16 protein-coding genes and 1 pseudogene are annotated in these 16,405 nt (G+C 70.2%); 11 read left to right on the top strand and 6 right to left on the bottom strand.

Features of this window, described 5'->3' with window-relative positions:
- Positions 1 to 257: 257 nt before the first annotated feature.
- Positions 258 to 3,248: a BTAD domain-containing putative transcriptional regulator gene (locus MJQ72_RS25385; protein WP_240593518.1), complete on the top strand. Its 2,991-nt coding sequence runs from the start codon at positions 258 to 260 to the stop codon at positions 3,246 to 3,248.
- 31 nt (positions 3,249 to 3,279) lie between these two features.
- A pseudogene (locus tag MJQ72_RS25390) lies at positions 3,280 to 4,483 on the top strand (FAD-dependent monooxygenase).
- On the opposite strand, the gene MJQ72_RS25395 reads toward MJQ72_RS25390, so the two are convergent.
- On the bottom strand, positions 4,480 to 5,223 hold the full coding sequence (locus MJQ72_RS25395; protein WP_240593519.1) for a DJ-1/PfpI family protein: 744 nt from the start codon (positions 5,221 to 5,223) through the stop codon (positions 4,480 to 4,482). The pseudogene MJQ72_RS25390 and the gene MJQ72_RS25395 overlap by 4 nt on opposite strands.
- Positions 5,224 to 5,241: 18 nt before the next feature.
- Positions 5,242 to 6,204: a GlxA family transcriptional regulator gene (locus tag MJQ72_RS25400; protein ID WP_240601418.1), complete on the bottom strand. Its 963-nt coding sequence runs from the start codon at positions 6,202 to 6,204 to the stop codon at positions 5,242 to 5,244.
- 106 nt (positions 6,205 to 6,310) lie between these two features.
- Between MJQ72_RS25400 and MJQ72_RS25405 the strand changes: the two genes are divergently transcribed.
- The gene (locus MJQ72_RS25405) at positions 6,311 to 7,279 is read left to right on the top strand and encodes a nuclear transport factor 2 family protein (RefSeq protein ID WP_240593520.1); all 969 of its coding nucleotides are present in this window, start codon (positions 6,311 to 6,313) and stop codon (positions 7,277 to 7,279) included.
- A gap of 8 nt (positions 7,280 to 7,287) precedes the next feature.
- Here MJQ72_RS25405 and MJQ72_RS25410 read toward each other — a convergent pair whose 3' ends face one another.
- The 3 genes from MJQ72_RS25410 to MJQ72_RS25420 form a co-directional block, all read right to left on the bottom strand.
- Positions 7,288 to 7,797 carry a hypothetical protein gene (locus MJQ72_RS25410; protein WP_240593521.1) on the bottom strand — a complete coding sequence of 170 codons (510 nt, stop codon included), beginning with the start codon at positions 7,795 to 7,797 and terminating at the stop codon, positions 7,288 to 7,290.
- A 220-nt stretch (positions 7,798 to 8,017) separates the two neighbouring features.
- A complete protein-coding gene (locus MJQ72_RS25415; protein ID WP_240593522.1) occupies positions 8,018 to 8,245 on the bottom strand; it encodes a hypothetical protein in 228 nt (75 codons plus the stop codon).
- Entirely contained in the window at positions 8,245 to 9,375 is a 1,131-nt protein-coding gene (locus MJQ72_RS25420) for a hypothetical protein (RefSeq protein ID WP_240593523.1), read from the bottom strand. The genes MJQ72_RS25415 and MJQ72_RS25420 overlap by 1 nt, the downstream gene beginning before the upstream one ends.
- An 86-nt stretch (positions 9,376 to 9,461) precedes the next feature.
- Between MJQ72_RS25420 and MJQ72_RS25425 the strand changes: the two genes are divergently transcribed.
- On the top strand, positions 9,462 to 10,259 hold the full coding sequence (locus MJQ72_RS25425) for a bifunctional 2-polyprenyl-6-hydroxyphenol methylase/3-demethylubiquinol 3-O-methyltransferase UbiG (RefSeq protein ID WP_240593524.1): 798 nt from the start codon (positions 9,462 to 9,464) through the stop codon (positions 10,257 to 10,259).
- A gap of 239 nt (positions 10,260 to 10,498) precedes the next feature.
- Positions 10,499 to 11,167, top strand: coding sequence for a hypothetical protein (locus MJQ72_RS25430; protein ID WP_240593525.1), 669 nt, complete (start codon positions 10,499 to 10,501; stop codon positions 11,165 to 11,167).
- Between the two features lie 4 nt (positions 11,168 to 11,171).
- Here the strand turns inward: MJQ72_RS25430 and MJQ72_RS25435 are convergent, their stop codons facing one another.
- Positions 11,172 to 12,203: an LLM class flavin-dependent oxidoreductase gene (locus MJQ72_RS25435; protein WP_240593526.1), complete on the bottom strand. Its 1,032-nt coding sequence runs from the start codon at positions 12,201 to 12,203 to the stop codon at positions 11,172 to 11,174.
- A 68-nt stretch (positions 12,204 to 12,271) separates the two neighbouring features.
- Here MJQ72_RS25435 and MJQ72_RS25440 point away from each other — a divergent pair, with 68 nt between their 5' ends.
- The 6 genes from MJQ72_RS25440 (at position 12,272) to MJQ72_RS25465 (ending at position 16,390) form a co-directional block, all read left to right on the top strand.
- Entirely contained in the window at positions 12,272 to 12,910 is a 639-nt protein-coding gene (locus MJQ72_RS25440; RefSeq protein ID WP_240593527.1) for a LysE family translocator, read from the top strand.
- A 44-nt stretch (positions 12,911 to 12,954) separates the two neighbouring features.
- The gene (locus MJQ72_RS25445) at positions 12,955 to 13,773 is read left to right on the top strand and encodes a hydrolase (protein ID WP_240593528.1); all 819 of its coding nucleotides are present in this window, start codon (positions 12,955 to 12,957) and stop codon (positions 13,771 to 13,773) included.
- Positions 13,774 to 13,824: 51 nt separating this feature from the next.
- Entirely contained in the window at positions 13,825 to 14,646 is an 822-nt protein-coding gene (locus MJQ72_RS25450; RefSeq protein WP_240601419.1) for a helix-turn-helix domain-containing protein, read from the top strand.
- A gap of 64 nt (positions 14,647 to 14,710) precedes the next feature.
- The gene (locus tag MJQ72_RS25455) at positions 14,711 to 15,292 is read left to right on the top strand and encodes a dihydrofolate reductase family protein (protein WP_240593529.1); all 582 of its coding nucleotides are present in this window, start codon (positions 14,711 to 14,713) and stop codon (positions 15,290 to 15,292) included.
- A gap of 110 nt (positions 15,293 to 15,402) precedes the next feature.
- Positions 15,403 to 16,167, top strand: coding sequence for a thioesterase II family protein (locus tag MJQ72_RS25460; RefSeq protein ID WP_240593530.1), 765 nt, complete (start codon positions 15,403 to 15,405; stop codon positions 16,165 to 16,167).
- A 13-nt stretch (positions 16,168 to 16,180) separates the two neighbouring features.
- Complete coding sequence (locus MJQ72_RS25465) at positions 16,181 to 16,390, top strand: DUF5988 family protein (protein WP_240593531.1); 210 nt, start codon at positions 16,181 to 16,183, stop codon at positions 16,388 to 16,390.
- Positions 16,391 to 16,405 lie beyond the last annotated feature (15 nt).

Raw genomic sequence — 16,405 nt, forward strand, 5'->3', positions numbered from 1 at the left:
AAACCGGGCAATCCGCCGCAGCGTGTGTCCTTTATGGACACCCGGGCAGCTCAGGCCCGCCGACCTTGAGTTCCCGCCCTTGCCCTGGACCAAGGGGAAGGCGCCCTTCGACCTGCTCCAGGGCAAGGTGACGTGTCGCGAAAGCCACTTTCGCGACGTGTGATGTCCCGAAAGTGGCTTTCGCGACACGAACGCCGACGGAGCCGCGTGCGGGCCACCAACCTCACGACGGGCCGGGGTAGGCCAGAATCGACCCCGTGCAGTTCGCCATCCTCGGGCCGGTCGAAGCCCGCCTTCCCGACGGGACACCCGTCGCGCTCGGCGGGCCGCAGTTGCGGGGCCTGCTCGCGCTGCTCGCGCTCGACGCCGGGCGGATCGTCAGCGCCGACCAGCTGATCGACGGCCTGCACGGCGACCATCCGCCCGAGGGTGCCGCCGAAGCCCTGCAATCCCAGGTCTCCCGGCTCCGGCGGCGGCTGAAGGACGGCGGCGCGCCCGACGGGCTCGTCGAGTTCACCCCCGCCGGATACCGGCTGGCCGTCGATCCGCAGGACGTCGACCTCCACCGGTTCGAACGCCTCACCGCCCAGGCGCGGGAGACCGCCGAGCCGGGCACGAAGCTCGCGCTCTTCACCGAAGCGCTGGCGCTGTGGCGGGGGCCCGCCCTCGACGGGCTCGCCGACCCGCCCCGCGCGGCCCGGCTCGCCGAGCTGCGGCTGGCCGCGATCGAGGACCGCGTCGAGGCCGGGTTCGCCTTGGCACACCACGAAAAGCTCGTCGCCGAACTCCGTGAGCTCGCACGGGAACACCCGCTGCGGGAACGGCTCACCGCCCAGCTCGTGCGCGCCTTGCACGGCAGCGGCCGCTCCGCCGAGGCGCTCGCCGTGTTCGCCGAAGCCCGCGGCCGCCTCGCCGACGAACTGGGCGCCGACCCGTCGGCGGACCTCGCCGACGCGCACGCCGCCGTCTTGCGCGGGTCGCCGGCCCTCCGGGTTCCCGTGCCGCTCACGGGATTCGTCGGCCGCGGCGAACTCGACCGGCTCGTCGCCGCGCTCGGGAAGACCCGGCTCGTCACGCTCATCGGGCCCGGCGGAGCGGGCAAGACACGGCTCGCCGTCGAAGCGACTTCCCGGCAGGACGGCGAAGTCTGCTTCGTCGAACTCGCCACGGTGACCGAGGTCGCGCCCGCCGTCCTCGCCGCGCTGGGCCTGCGCGAACAAGGCGTCCTGACGCCGGGGGCGGTTTCGGATCCCGCCGACCGCCTGGTCGCCGGGCTCGCCGACCGGTCGCCGCTGCTCGTCCTCGACAACTGCGAACACGTCGTCGCCGAAGCCGCGTGGCTGGTGCGGCGGCTGCTGTCTGACTGCCCGGGTCTGCGGGTGCTCGTCACCAGCCGCGAAGCGCTGGGGCTGACCGGCGAGACGCTGGTGCCGGTCGGTCCCCTGCCCGCGGGCGCCGCCGCCCGGTTGTTCACCGAGCGGGCCGCGGCGGTCGCTCCCGATCGTCCGCCGGACCCGGCCGCCGTGGCCCGTATCTGCGCCGAGCTCGACGGTCTGCCGTTGGCGATCGAGCTCGCCGCGGCGCGGTTGCGGACCTTGTCCGCCGCCGATGTCGCCGCCCGGCTCGGCGACCGCTTCGGGCTGCTGTCGCGCGGCGAGCGGACCGCCGAACCGCGGCACCGGACCCTGCGCGGCGTCGTCGAGTGGAGCTGGGACCTCCTCGACCCGCGAGAACAGCGGCTGGCAGGCCGGTTCGCGGTGTTCGCCGGTGGCGCGAAGCTCGACGCCGTCGAACGCGTCTGCGCCGTGTCCGATACGGAAGGCGTGCTGGCCGGACTGGTCGAGAAGTCCTTCGTCGAGTTCGACGGCGGCCGGTACCGGATGCTGGAGACCATTCGCGCGTTCTGCGCCGAGCAGGGCGAAGACCGGCGCGCCGAGCACGCCGGATACTTCCTCGGCCTCGCCCAAGCGTCCGAACCGAGGCTGCGCGGCGCGGACCAGCTCGTGGCGTTGGAAGAGCTGAGCGCCGAGCACGCCGAACTGCACGCCGCCCTGCGCTGGAGCGTGACCGCCGCCCCCGGCCTCGCCCTGCGGCTCATCGCGGCCCTGTCCTGGTACTGGTGGCTGCGCGGCCTGCGCAGCGAAGCGACACCCTTCGCGGACGCCGCGCTCGCCGCCATCGGCCCCGAACCGCCGCCGGGACTGGCCGAGGAATACGTCCTCGGTCTCGTCCACGCGTCGGCCACCGGCGCCGGGATCGAGCCGATCGTGCGGCGGCTCGACGGTCCGCTGCGGTACCCGTACCTGTTCCTGCTGTGGGCGTTTTCCCCGCACCCCAAGGCAAAAGAGGGCGAACGGCTCGCCGCGCTCATCGGCGAAGACCGCTGGTCGCGGGCGTTCGCGCGGGTCAGCGACGGCCTCGGCGCGCAGTACAACGGCCGGATCGCCGAGGCCGAAACGCACTTCTCCGCGTCGCTGGCCGGGTTCCGCGAACTGGGTGACCGCTGGGGCGCGGCGAGCACGCTGGAGAAGCTCGCCGAATTCGCGGACTGGCGCGGCGACCACGTCCGGTTCCGTGAACTGATGGACGAATCCGTGCGGCTGGCCGCGGAGCTCGGTTCCTTCGAAGACGCCGCCGATCTGCTCTGCCGCCGCGCCGACGGCGTCCTGCGCGCAGGTGACGGGGAGGCCGCGAAAGCCGACTACGAGGCCGCCGCCGGCCAAGCGCGCGGCAATCCGCTGACGCTCGCGCGGGCCAGGGGCGGGCTGGGCGAGGTCGCGCGCCGCGCCGGTGACCTGGCGACGGCCAGGCGCTGGTACTCCGCCGCGCTCGGCCTGGCCATCGGCCCGGTGACCGGTGGCGAGACGCGGATCCGGCTCCACACCGGTTTCGGCTGGACGATGGCCGCCGCCGGTGACCTGGACGCGGCGACCGAACTGCACCAGGAGGCGCTCGCCACCGCGCTGGAGTACGCGAACCTGCCCGGCGCGGCCCAGGCGATCGAGGGGCTGGCCGGGGTCCTCGCCGCCCGTGACGAGGACGAGCGGGCCGCGTTCCTGCTCGGCGTCGCGGTCGGGCTGCGCGGCGCGTCCGTCGCCGGAGACGCCGACGTCGACGGTGTGGTGGGCCGCGTCCGGGCCCGCATCGGCGCCGACGCCTACTCCGACGCCTTCGCCCGCGGCCGGGAAATGCCTCCTGACCAGGCGATCCACGATCTCGGTCAGCGGCGGTTCGCGCTCGGTTCGTGACCGGTCAGCGGGCTCGCCCACGCTGCCGGACATGACGAAGAACATCCTGATCTCCGGCGCCGGCGTCGCCGGGCCCGCCCTCGCCTGGTGGCTGCACCGCCGCGGCTTCAGCGCCACCGTCGTCGAACGGGCCCCAGCCCGCGCGAAGGCGGCTACAAGGTCGACATCCGCGGTGTCGCCGTCGACGTCGTCCGCCGGATGGGCCTGCTCGACGAGGTGCACACGGCGAGCACCGACATGCGGGGCGCCGCGTTCGTGAACAAACGAGGCAAGCAGCTCGCCACCCTCGACGCCGACACTTTCGGCTTCCGCCACGGCGACGACACCGAAATCCTCCGCGGCGACCTGGCGAAGGTCCTGTACGACGCGACCTGCGAGAACACCGAGTACGTCTTCGGCGACTGGATCACCGGGCTGGCACAGCGTTCCGGCGGCGTCGACGTGACGTTCGCCCACGGGCCCCGCGCCGGTTCGACCTGGTCGTCGGCGCCGACGGGCTGCACTCCGGTGTCCGGGCGCTCGCGTTCGGCCCGGAGGAGGACTTCCTGCACCGGTTCGACGCCTACATCTCGATCTCCACCGTGCCCAACACCTTCGAACTCGACCGCTGGGAACTGCTGCACTCGGCGGCGCCCGGCAAGATGGTCAACGTCTACAGCACCGCGCGCGCCGACGACGCCAAGGCCGCGTTCTGGTTCAGCGCTCCGCCGCTGGCTTACGACCGGCGGGACGTCGAAGGTCAGAAGAACCTCGTCGCGCGCCAGTTCGCCGAGCTGGGCTGGGAGATCCCGGCGTTGCTCGACGCCATGCGAGAGGCGGGCGACTTCTACTTCGACCTGGTGTGCCAGATCCGCATGGACCGCTTTTCGGCCGGACGCGTCACCCTCCTCGGTGACGCGGGCTATTGCCCGTCGCCCGCCTCGGGGCAGGGCACGAGCCTGGCCCTTGTCGGCGCGTACGTCCTGGCGGGTGAGCTGGCGGCTTCGGGCGACCCCACGGTGGCGTTGTCCCGCTACGAGGCGGAAATGCGCCCGTACGTCGAGAAGAACCAGGCCTTGGCGAAGATGGCGCTACGCGGGATCATCCCGCAGTCGCGGGCTTTCGCTTGGTTCAACACCCGGATGATCAAACTGATGCCCTACCTCCCCGGCCGCAACCGCGTCCTCGAACAGATGGCCCGCCCGATCCGGGAAGCGGCGAACGCCTTGGTGCTGAAGGATTACGGCCCCCGCTAGACCTGCGAGTCCGCGAGCAGTTCCAGCGCGAGCGCCTTGAGTTCCGGGCTCGCCGTCGCGGCGTTGCCCGAGTCGAACGGCGGCCGCGGGTCGTATTCGACGGCGAGCTGGATACCGCGGGCGATCTCCTCACCGGCCAGCAGGGACGCGAGATGGAAGGCGAGGTCGATCCCGGCGGACACCCCCGCCGCGGTGACGACCTTGCCGACCTGGACGTAGCGCTCGGGCACGTAGCGCACGCCGAAGGTCTTCTCCAGATAGTCCGCCGAGGCCCAGTACGTGGTGGCCCGGTCGCGGAGCAGCCCGGCCGCGCCGAGGATCAACGAGCCCGTGCACACCGACGTGGTCCACGTCGTGTGCCGGTGGATACGCCGGATCCAGTCGAGCAGGACCGGGTTCTCCATGGCGGCGACCGTGCCGCGATTGCCCGCGCCCGGCACCAGCACCACGTCCAGCCGGTGCACCTCGGCCACCGAACGTTCCGCCAGCACCGCGACATCACCGGTGTCCGTGCGCACCGGGCCGCGCTGCTGGGCGATCATCGTCACCGTGGCGCCGGGGAGCCGGGACAACACCTCGGCCGGCCCCGTCGGATCCAGCAGGCTGAACCCGTCGTAGAGCAGGATGCCGATCTTCGGTCCTTTGGTCTCCGCCTGAGCCGTGCCGGTGGAGAGGCCGAACGCGGCGGCCGCCGCGACTCCGGCCAGCACTGTCCTGCGGGTGGTCTTCGCACTGTCCATGCCGCGATTCTGGGGAGCTCAGGCGCCGATCGGGTGGGGCATGTCCTTCATCCTGCGAAGTGTGTCCCCGGTGATCCCGTAGTACTGGCGGAACGCCGTCCGCAGGGTCTCCGGCGAGGCGAATCCGCATCGCCGCGCGACCGCGGCCAGCGGCAACGCGGTGGACCGCACCAGCTGGGCGGCGGCCTCGGTCCGCGCCGTCCGCACGGTCCGGGCCGGGGTGCTGCCCAGCTGCGCGGTGAACAGCCGGGTGAGGTGCCGGGTGGTGACCCCGGCGCGAGCCGCCAGCGCCGACGGGCTCAGGTCTTCGGCGAGATGCGCGGCGATGTACCCCAAGAGGTCGCGCACGACCCGGTTGCCCGGCGGCGGGACGGCCAGGAACGTGCTGATCTGGGCCTGGTCGCCGGGGCGGTGCAGATAGGTCACCAGCTCCCGGGCGACCTCGCGGGCCAGCGTCGGGCCGCAGTCGTCCTCGATCAGCGCGAGCGTGAGATCCAGCGCGCTGATGACCCCGGCCGAGGTGAACACGTTGCCGTCGCGGATGTAGAGCGGCGCCGGATCCACCGTCACCGCCGGGAAGGTGGCGGCGAGCAGCTCGCCGTATCCCCAATGCGTCGTGACCCGCCGGTCGTCGAGCAACCCGGCGGCCGCCAGCACGAAGGCACCCGTGCACACCGAGGCGATCCGCCTGCTCCGCCCGGCCAGCCTGCGCACCTGCGTCAGCAGACGCTCGTCCACCGCGGCCGCCCCCGTTCCCGCGCCACCGACCACGATCACCGTGTCCATCCGCCCGGACACTTCGGCGAGCCGGCGAGCACCCGCGAGCATGATCCCCGACGAACTCCGCGTCGTCCGCCCGTCGAGCGTCGCCAGCTCGACGACATACGGTGGCGCGGCGCCGTGCGAATTCGCGATCTCCAGCGCTCCGCTGGGACAGGCCACATCGAGGATCTGCGCGTCGTCGAACGCGACGATCACCACCCGGCGCACCGCTTCCTTTTCAAGCCCCACAGGGAGAATCTACCCGCCTGCCCGCTTACCTCCGACGTAATCGACAGCGCTCCCCGGTCTCGACGATCCTTGGGCCATGAAGGTTTCACGACTGTTGCCCGCCCTCGCGGCGGCCGTGCTGTCCTGTGTCGTTCTCGCGACTTCCGCGACCGCCGAATCCGGTGACACGCCCTCGAACGTGGAGCGGTTCATGGACGCCTACCGTGCCTGGGGAAGAAACACCCAGGATGTCGACGCGTACATGAACCTGTTCGTCCAAGACGGGACGGCGCGCTTGTGGGACAGCGGGCTCGAGACGCCCCGGGACTGGGCGGGAATCAGAAGCCAGATCGAGGGCGTGCTGAGCTTGGTCCCGGACTACGTCTTCGTTCCGGAGACCGTCACCTCCGGCCCCGACGGCAGGGTCGTCTTCGTCGAGGCGCTCAACACCGGCACCGTCAAGGGGAAACCGGTCTCCTTCAAGACGATGCACCGGCTCGTCCTCGGCGATCCCGCCGACGGCAAGGATCCGGCCAGGGTGCAGGACGGCAGGCGGTTCTGGGACCAGGTAGACATGTTCCGCCCGGTCGAGGATCCGGCGAACCCGCTGCGGAACCTCTTCGAGGGGATCACCCCGTCGGCGACCGACCCGGCCCCGGCGCTCCCCTTGCCGCCGCGAATCCGGCAACTGGCGTGGAACCGGGAAGCGGCGGGGATCCTGGTCACCGGGGTGGACGGCACGGCGACCCTGCGGGGTCCCGGCCTGACCGAGCCGATCTCCGGCCGCCGGGCCATGACCGAATACCTGGACCGGTTGTTCGGCGCGCTTCGTGACGTCGCACTCGAGCCGCGGGCCACCGTGTCCGCGGGCGGCACCGAATACCGGGAGTGGGTCGGCACCGCCGTGGCGCTGGGCGGCGCCGACCCGCGCAGGATCTCCTTCAGTCTGGTCGAGCGGACCGTGAAGACCGCGGCAGGCACGGCCTGGTCGCTGCACCTCGACACCCTGGACCTGATCGCCTCGGTCCAGACGGTGAAGGAACTACGCGCCCGGATCTTCGGCTAGCGTCCGGTTCAGTGGTGGTCGACGTACCAGGCGGTGCAGCCCCGGTATCCCTCCGGGGTTTCGACACAGCTGCGGACCGCGTAGCTCTTGTTCGTGCCTCCGATCTGCAGTGCCACGGCGGGTGATTTGATCCAGTCCCGCACGTTGGCGTCGTACCAGGTCGCCTTCCGGCTGCGGCAGGATCCGTAGTTGCCGCCGATCAGGTCGTCGTCCGGGTACCAGGGATCGTCGCGCATCTCGAACTTCCGGTGGCTGCGCTGGGCGATGACCCGGTCGCCCGTCGAGATGTCCTCGGCGTAGCCGCCGGCCTGCACGTCCGCGAGGCTCTCGGATTGGACGATGGTGTAACGCCCCTTGACGGTCTTGCCCTTGCCGCTGTCCCGGAAGGCGCCGGCGCGGTCCATGCAGAAGGATTTCTCCGCGTCGGCCGGTGACTCCTCGGCCTGGGCCGTCCCGCCGAGGACGGTGGTGATGGCGACAGCGGCGCAGGTGGCACCGATGAAACGATTGGCTCGCATGCGATTTCCTTTCGAAGTGGTGACAATTCGGCAGGGGCCCGCGGCGAGATTGCCGTTTTCGTTCGAAATTTCCCGATCTGCTACGGGATCCCCCCTCGTAGCCGTGCGATTCGAAGTCTTGCCGGACCGTTCGGCGGGGCACAAGGGGGCTCGGCGACGTGAGACGCGAAAGGGGACCTGAACAGGGGTTTCTCGTCGTCCCAGAGACGGGGCGGGATGCTCACTCGCTCACGTTCAAGGTCGCACAGTCCGCGACTCCCAGGTCGGACAACACCGCCCTCAGCCGCTCCAGTGCCGCGGTCGTGTCCGAGCCCTCCACGATTTCGAGGTCGAGATGGCAACGACCCAGGCCACTGCCCGCACCGGTGACCTCGAACTCCGATTCCAAAGCCTCCTCGACCTCGTCACGATCGATCGGCAACCCCGCGAACACGATCTCGACGAACACTAGGCGCCGCCGGTCCAAGGACTTCCGGCGCCCGTTCGTGTCACGCTGCCGCCGGGTGGCAGGTCGAGGACGTCGACCAGGGTCCGGTCTTCGTCGATGGCGTGGTGCAGATGCCCGGCCTTGCCGGTGCCGGCGTCCGCGTCGGAAGCACCGACGAGCTGCCACATGCCGTCGTCGGCGTCGTGCTGGACAAGCAAAATCGGCTCGCGGCGCTCGAACACCTCAAGGGTCTGGACGCACATGGTGCGCAAGAGCCAGTGCCGCATCCACCAAGCCCGCCGATCGCGCCGCATGACCTCGTCGGCGACCGCCCAGATGAACGGCAGGTCCTCATGGGCACGTGCCTCGTCCGCTGTCAGGTCGGGACCGCCCTCCGGAACCCGTTCGAACGGGTCGCTGGTCAACGAGAACGCGTGTCCGTCCTCGTGGTGGAAGATGACGGCGTGGAAGGTGCCGCCGCCGGGGTTGCCCGCGCCGATCCCGACCGACAGGCGAGCGGCGTGCGGATCCGATCCGGTGGTCCATCCGAACGCGTACGAGGCCAACTCGCCCCGCGGCCCGACGAACTCCCCGAAGGCACGCCGGTCCATTCCTGTGTCCGCCGGTACCTCGACCAACGCACCTTCAAGCACTTGAACATCCACACCCGCAAGATAGTCGGCCAGCAGCACGACTCGGTCGTGAGCCGGATCGAACCCGAGGACCGGATGGGCCTGGCTTCCGCCTTCCGGCGTCATGAGAACCGGCTTTCCCAGCTCTCGCCCGATGTCGGTGAGAAACCCGCACAAGGTGTCGACTCCGGCTTGCCCCTGCAACTCCCGCAAGTCGATGTCGAAGTCGATCTCCTCGGCCGCCATGAGACGGAAGATGGCAAGCACTCCTGGAACCGGCCAGACCTTCAGTTCCACCAGTTCGGCATCGAGCGGGCGAAAGAGCACTTCGGCTGCTGAAGGCAAGGGCAGCGTCATTTCGCCCTGTCGGAATTCCCACTGCCAACCGCGCGCCTCGATCAGATCGAGCACGCGCTGCCAGTCCTCCTCGGAGGTGCCCGGGACGTACACATCGGGAAGCGCACCCATCAGCTCAGGATCGAAGAAGCACTTGACCTCACCCCACTGAAGATCCGCCATGCGGTCATTGTGCCCGCACGGATATTCCGGTGCGCCGCCCGGAAGCCGACCGTAGTCTTCGCGTGGTGAGGGAACCACCGCACGAGATGATCCAGCATTACCGATCGATCGATGAAGGCGCACGACTCACCGAGGCGTCCGGCCGTCTCGAGTTCCTACGGACGCAGGAGATCGTACGGCGGCATCTGCCGGACGGCACCCTGCGCGTACTCGATATCGGCGGAGCCACCGGAACGCACGCCGCCTGGCTTGCCGAGGACGGCCATCAGGTGACGTTGTTCGACATCGTCCCGGACCATGTCGCCGCGGCTCGGCGACTCGCCGGCAGGACACCGGGAATGACCGCGGCTTTGGCCGACGCCCGTGCGTTGCCGGTGCCGGACGGGAGCTTCGACGCCGCGCTCCTGCTCGGCCCCCTCTACCACCTCACCGACCGCGATGATCGTCTCGCGGCATTGCGTGAAGCCGGTCGCGCGGTCCGCCCCGGCGGATGGATATTCGTCGCGGCGATCTCACGCTTCGCATCACTGTTCGACGGCCTCGCCCGCGGCTTTCTTTTCGACCCGGAATTCCAGCGGATAGTGAGCGCCGACCTGGCTACCGGTCAGCACCGCAACGACAGCGACCATCCCCATTGGTTCACCACCGGCTACTTCCACCACCCCGGCGAATTACGTCGAGAATGCCTCGATGCCGGGCTCAGCTTGCTTGACGTGGTGGGTGTCGAAGGGCTCGCGGGCTGGCTTCCGCAGCTCACCGACCGGTGGGACGACGCGGCGGACCTCGACGTTGTTCTCCGCTTCACCAAAGCCGTCGAAAACGAACCGGCGCTGCTCGGGCTGAGCAGCCATTTGATCGCGATCAACCGGACGCCGGCGCGGTGAAACGACGGCCGGCCGGCTTCCTTGTAACAGCTTCCTTCCGCGCGGCGACCTGCATGCGAGGTTCCCCACGAAAGGGGGCGATGATGCGGCGACAGCGCTCGATCTCCGTTGTGCTCGCTCTGGCGATCGCTTGTCCCACGACGGGTTGTGAAGGCGGCGGAGGACCACCGCCGCCGGACACTGTGACCGCCACCCCCGCTCCTGGCTGCCCCGATGCCGCGACCGGCAGGCGAGTTCCGTTGTCGATGATCGAAGGGCCGCCGCGGGATTTGTCCCAGCTGGTCATGTGCACCAACGAACTCGGGACGACGGTCTTCGTCAGCAACGACACCAAGGTCGTCTGGCTGGTGCGGACTCCCACCGACGTCGCGGCCGATCGCCACGGCGGCGTGCCGACGGAGGTGCAGCTCTTTCGCTTCTGGCGAGCGAAAAGACCCCTGGCCGGAACGCCGCTCGAACCCGGCACCGCGTTGACCGTTTCCTCGTCCCCGGCACGGGTGACGCTCCAGATCGACACCGTGCTTCAACGCCAATGGGCGACGTTCGACATGCTGGGGAAAACATTCTCCGCCGCCGGTGAAAACCTTCCCGATCTGGTCAAGAACGAAAAGTACAAGAACGCCGTGAAGAGTTGTCTCGAAGCCGGCACTCGAATCGTCGACTACGGTGCGGCGGCGCGGTACGACACCGAGAAGTGGATCGATTCCCTGGGCTTGCTCACCGGCGGCGCCGTATGCGCCTCCGACCTCAAGATCGCGGAGGACGAGCGGCAGCTCAAGGCCTGGCGCGAAGGTCGGCGGCCGCTGCCGGAGCTGAAGCCGTCGACCTTCGCACAGAAGGCGCGATCGGTCTCGTCCGAATTCGACGACGTCCTCAAGGCGGTCGGCCAGATCCTCGCCAAGAGCTGAGTCGTCAGGACAGGCCGATCGTCAGTTCCGCGATCCGGGCCATCTCCTCCGGCGGATCGACCACCGGCTGGACGACGATCTCGTCGACACCGGCTTCGGCCAGCGCGGCGATGCGGGAGCGGAGGCCGCCCGGGGTCCCGACCAGGGTCAGGGTGTCCATCAGCGACGGTGTGATCAGGTCCCGGTCCGCCGGTGCGATGCGGTCCAGGTAGCCGGGGTAGAGCTTGGTGTACCGGTCCGGCGCGGTGGCCGCGGTGCCGCGCCGGTCGAGCAGGCGGCGCACGGCGTCGCGTTCCTCGGCACCGAGCCCATCGGCGACCGCCGGGGTGTCGGCGGCGAAGGCCAGCAACGCCAGCACGATGTGGCCCACCGCGTCCCGGGCCGCGTCGCCGTAGGGGTCGGCGCCATCGTCGAGGACGTGCAGCGCCGTCATCAGGTACGCATCGCGGGGCGTGTCTCCGCGGGCCGCGTGCAACGCCCGCCACGCGGCGGGGTCGAGGAGACCGAAAGAGACGAGACCGGCATCGCGGCGTCCGGCGACCGCGGCGGCTTTCGGCCCCAGCGCGGCCACCACGAACTCGATCGGATCGGTGACGTTCGCCGCCTGCCCGGCATGCAGGAACCGGACGTCGCGCACCCTGTCGCCCTCGCGGTACTCGACCGGTTGTCCGGCGCACAGCCCTTGGAGCGCGGCTGTGAACGCCTCCAGTTCGGCCGTCGTGGTCGGCGGCATGCCCAGGGTGCGCCGGGCGGTGTTCCCCGTGCCGACGCCGCAGATGATCCGTCCCGGAGCCAGCGCGTTGAGGGCGGCGAAACCGCTCGCGGCGGCAGGCGCCGACCGCAACGCCGGTGACGTCACCCCGATCCCGAGCTTGATGCGGCTGGTCGCCCGCGCGCACATGCTCAGCGCGACGAACGGATCGCCGTGGACCATCGGTGTGTCATACACCCAGAAGCTGCTGAACCCAAGCTCCTCGGCCCGCACGGCCAAGTCCGCCACACCGGGTTGGGCCGCGACCACGATGCCGGTACGCACAGGACTCCCCCTTCCACCCGTGAATCCAGCTTGCCAGAGATCGTGACCGGATCGGCTACCGTGGCCTCATGCCCTCGCCTGATCGTCTGGCCGCTTTCGCGCTCGCGTCGTTCGTCCTGATCCTCATCCCGGGCCCCGCCGTGCTGTTCGCGGTCAGCCGTGCCCTGGCCTACGGCAGGCGGACCGCGCTGATGACCGTGATCGGCGGGGCGATCGGGAGCTTCGTCGCCGCCACGGCCGTCGCCATCGGGGTGGGCGCCATCATCCAGGCCTCCGCCGTGATCTATACGGTGATCAAGTTCGCCGGCGCCGCGTATCTGGTCTACCTCGGCATCCAGGCGATCCGGCATCGCCGGGCACTGCGGGAGGCCTTCGAGGCGCAGGCGGCCCCGATCAGCGGCGGACGCACGCTGCTGCAGGGATTCATCGTCGGCGTCACCAACCCGAAGACCGTGGTGTTCTTCGCGGCGATCCTGCCCCAGTTCGTCGACCCCTCCGCCGGGCAGGCCGGCCTTCAGATGGTGATCCTCGGAGCGGTGTTCTCCACGATCGCCCTGGCGATGGACTCCGTCTGGGGTGTGGCGGCGGGCGCGGTCCGGTCGTGGTTCTCCCGCTCGGCACGGCGTTTGGACCTGGTCGGCGGAGCGGCCGGGCTCACGATGGTCGGGCTCGGCGTCGGTTTGGCCGTCAGCGGCCGGAAGGACTAAGCGGTCCTTGACCTCCAGCAAGCTGGAGGTTCCATGCTGAAGTCATGACGATCTGGATCTGTGGGACCTGCGGCGTCGAGCACCCCGACACCGCCGCACCTCCGGCCGGGATCTGCCGGATCTGTGCGGACGAACGCCAGTACGTCCGCGCCTCCGGCCAATCCTGGACCACCGCTGAAGAACTCGCCGCGGATCCGCACAAGCTGGTCCACGAGCAGCCGGAGCCGGGCCTCCACCGCCTGCACCGCGAGCCCGAGTTCGCGATCGGCCAATGGACCTACCTCGTCCAGACCGACCGGGGCAACCTGCTGTGGGACCCGCCGAACGCACTCGACGCGCCCCTGCTCGACAAGATCGCCGAACTCGGCGGGGCGGCCGCGATCGTGGCGAGCCACCCGCATATGTACGGCGCGCAGGTGAGCTTGAGCCACCATCTCGGGAACGTTCCGGTCCTCGTGCATTCCGCCGACCGGCGGTGGGTACGACGGGAGGATCCGGTGATCCGCGAATGGCACGGCCCCGAAGAGATCCTGCCCGGCGTCACGCTCGTCGAAGCGGGCGGCCACTTCCCCGGCGCCGCGGTCGCCCACGTCGCCGCGAACGGCGGCTCGCTGCTGGTGGGCGACACCATCGTGCCGGTGGCCGCCGCGGGCTGGGTGACCTTCATGCGCAGCTATCCCAACCAGATCCCGCTCTCGGCCGGCCTGGTCGAGCGGATCCTGGCCCGGTTGGAGCCCTACGAGTTCGATCGGCTCTACGCCCTGACAGGCGCCACTCTGCGGGCGGACGCGAAGGCCGCCGTGCGGCGCTCGGCGGAGCGCTACATCGCGTGGGCCGGCGGGGCGAACGACCATCTCGGCTGAACGAATCCGAGTCCGGTAGGCGATGCTGTAGGCGTGGAGTACCTGTCCCGGGTGCCGCGTCCGCCGCTGGACGGGCTGATCGACGACCTCTACTACCTGGAGGGGGCGCCGCCGTACGCCCGGCTGACCTTGCCGCCGTCGCCGTCGGCGTTGCTCATCGTCAATCTCGGGGACCCGTTCCGCATCCGCGCCGGCGCCGACGTCGAGGCGTCCGAGTACGCCGACGGCTGCGTCATCACCATGCCCACCCGTGCGTACGAGTTCGGCTATCCACCCCGGACCCGGTCCGTCGGCGTGCACTTCAAGCCGTGGGGGCCCTCGTCGTTCCTGCCGATGCCCGCGGCCGGGCTGTGTGACCGGCCGGTGACGCTGGAGCAGGTTTGGGGACGGCCCGCCGTCGCCGAGCTGCGAGACCGGCTCGCCTCGGCGGCCGGGCCGCGCGAGATGCTGGCGCTGCTCGAAGAGGAGCTGACGCGACGACTGTGCGAGACCTCCGGGCTGGGGCTGGTCCGCCATACGAGCGGCGTGATCGCGGCGACCGGCGGCGCGGTGGCGATCGGCGGCCTGTGCGCGGCGGCCGGTGTCAGCGGCACGCATCTGACACAGCGGTTCAAGGAGCTCGTCGGCGTCACGCCGAAACGGCTGGCCCGCACGTACCGCTTCACCGCCACCGTGTTCGGGATCGACCCCGCCGGACCGATCGACTGGGGCGAACTCGCCAGCGGCGCCGGCTACTTCGACCAGGCCCATTTCGGCCACGAGTTCCGGGCGTTCACCGGGCTCACGCCGACCCGGTACCTGGAGGTCCGGCGGCGGTTCCTGCGCGAACATCCCGGCCACGTGTTCGACGGCTGGCCATTGCCCGCCGATTGATTTCTTACAAGCGCGCCAGCTCACGACACGCTAATTTCGGGGCTCCCGAAGCAGAGGAGTGCCCGTGGGCAAGGTGGTCATGTACGGCTCGGTGTCGGTGGACGGCTTCGTCGCGGACGAGAACGACCAGCCCGGGCCGCTGTTCGACTGGCTGACCAGCGGTGACGTCCCGTTGGACGACAGCGGTGTCCTCAAGGTGTCGCGAACCTCCTACGACCACACCCGGCCGTACTGGGACGAGATCGGGGTGACGATCGCCGGGCGCCGCGTCTTCGATCTGACGGACGGCTGGGACGGGAAGCCGCCGAGCGGGATCGACCACGTGGTCGTCGTGACGCACCGGCCGGCACCCGAGGGCTGGGACCCCGGCGCGCCTTTCCACTTTGTCGGCGGCGTCGAGGCGGCCGTCGCCAAGGCGCGGGAACTCGCGGGCGACCGCGTCGTCGAGGTCGCGGCCGGTGACGTCGGCGGCCAGGCGCTCGCCGCCGGCCTGGTCGACGAGGTGCGTATGGACGTCGTACCCGTCGTGTTCGGGTCCGGCAGGCGGTTCTTCGGGCCGGTCCACGCGCGGCACCTGCTGGAGGATCCGCACGTGGTGCTGCAGGGCGACCGGGTGCTCCACCTGTGCCATCGGGTGCGCCGTTGACCGCGCGATAGGGGCCACGCCGGGTCGGTAGGGGTTGTCCGGCCGGACCGCCCGCCCGCACGCTCGGTGGGACGGGCGATCCGCCCGTCGCCGACGCAGGAGGTGGCCGGGTGGCAGGCAACGACGACGGACTCTGGGTACGCAGGTTCCATCCCGCGGACGACGCGCCCTTCCGTGTCGTCTGTTTCCCGCACGCGGGCGGTTCGGCGAGCTACTTCTTCCCGGTCTCGCGGACGTTGAGCCCCGCCGCCGACGTGCTCGCGATCCAGTACCCCGGACGCCAGGACCGGCGTCACGAACCGGGGCTCGCCAGCATCGCCGAACTGGCCGACGGTGCCACCGAGGCACTCCTGCCGTGGCTGGACCGGCCGACCGTCCTTTTCGGACACAGCATGGGCGCGACCCTCGGCTACGAGGTCGCCCGCAGGCTCGAAGCCCGCGACGTGCGGCCGCACGCGTTGTTCGTCTCCGGCCGCGTGGCGCCCAGCCGTGCCCGCGACGAGACGGTTCACCAGCGCGACGACGCGGGGCTCATCGCAGCGGTGAAGGAACTCGGCGGTACCGACGCCCAGATCTTCGAGGACGAAGCGATCCTGGAAATGGTGCTGCCCTCGATCCGCACGGACTACACCGCCGCGGAGACCTATCGCTACTCGCCGGGGCCGCTGCTGCGGGCCCCGATTCACGCCCACGTCGGCGAAAACGACCCGAAGGCGACCATCGGCGAGGTCCGCGACTGGGCCGCGCACACGTCCGGGCCGTTCACCCTGACCACGTATCCCGGCGGGCATTTCTACCTGAACACTCATGCCCCGGCCGTGATCCGGGCCATCTCGGACGCCTTGCGGCCTGCCGAACTCCACGTCACCCAGTGAAAGGAGCCCTTCCGTGGTGCACATCAGAATCGATCCCACCGGATCCCGCGCACGGTCGGCGGATCTGGAGTCCTACCAGAAGGTCGAAGACCTCACCCAGGACTTGAAGATCTGCGTCGACGGAGGATACGAGCACTTTTCCCACGCCGGGGAATTCCAGAAGGACGGTCATCAGGTCTTCGCCGTCTTCCGGTGGTCTGGCCGGACCAAGATCGCCGAGTGAGAGAAAGGGGAATCC

Source organism: Amycolatopsis sp. EV170708-02-1 (assembly GCF_022479115.1).
GTDB lineage: Bacteria > Actinomycetota > Actinomycetes > Mycobacteriales > Pseudonocardiaceae > Amycolatopsis.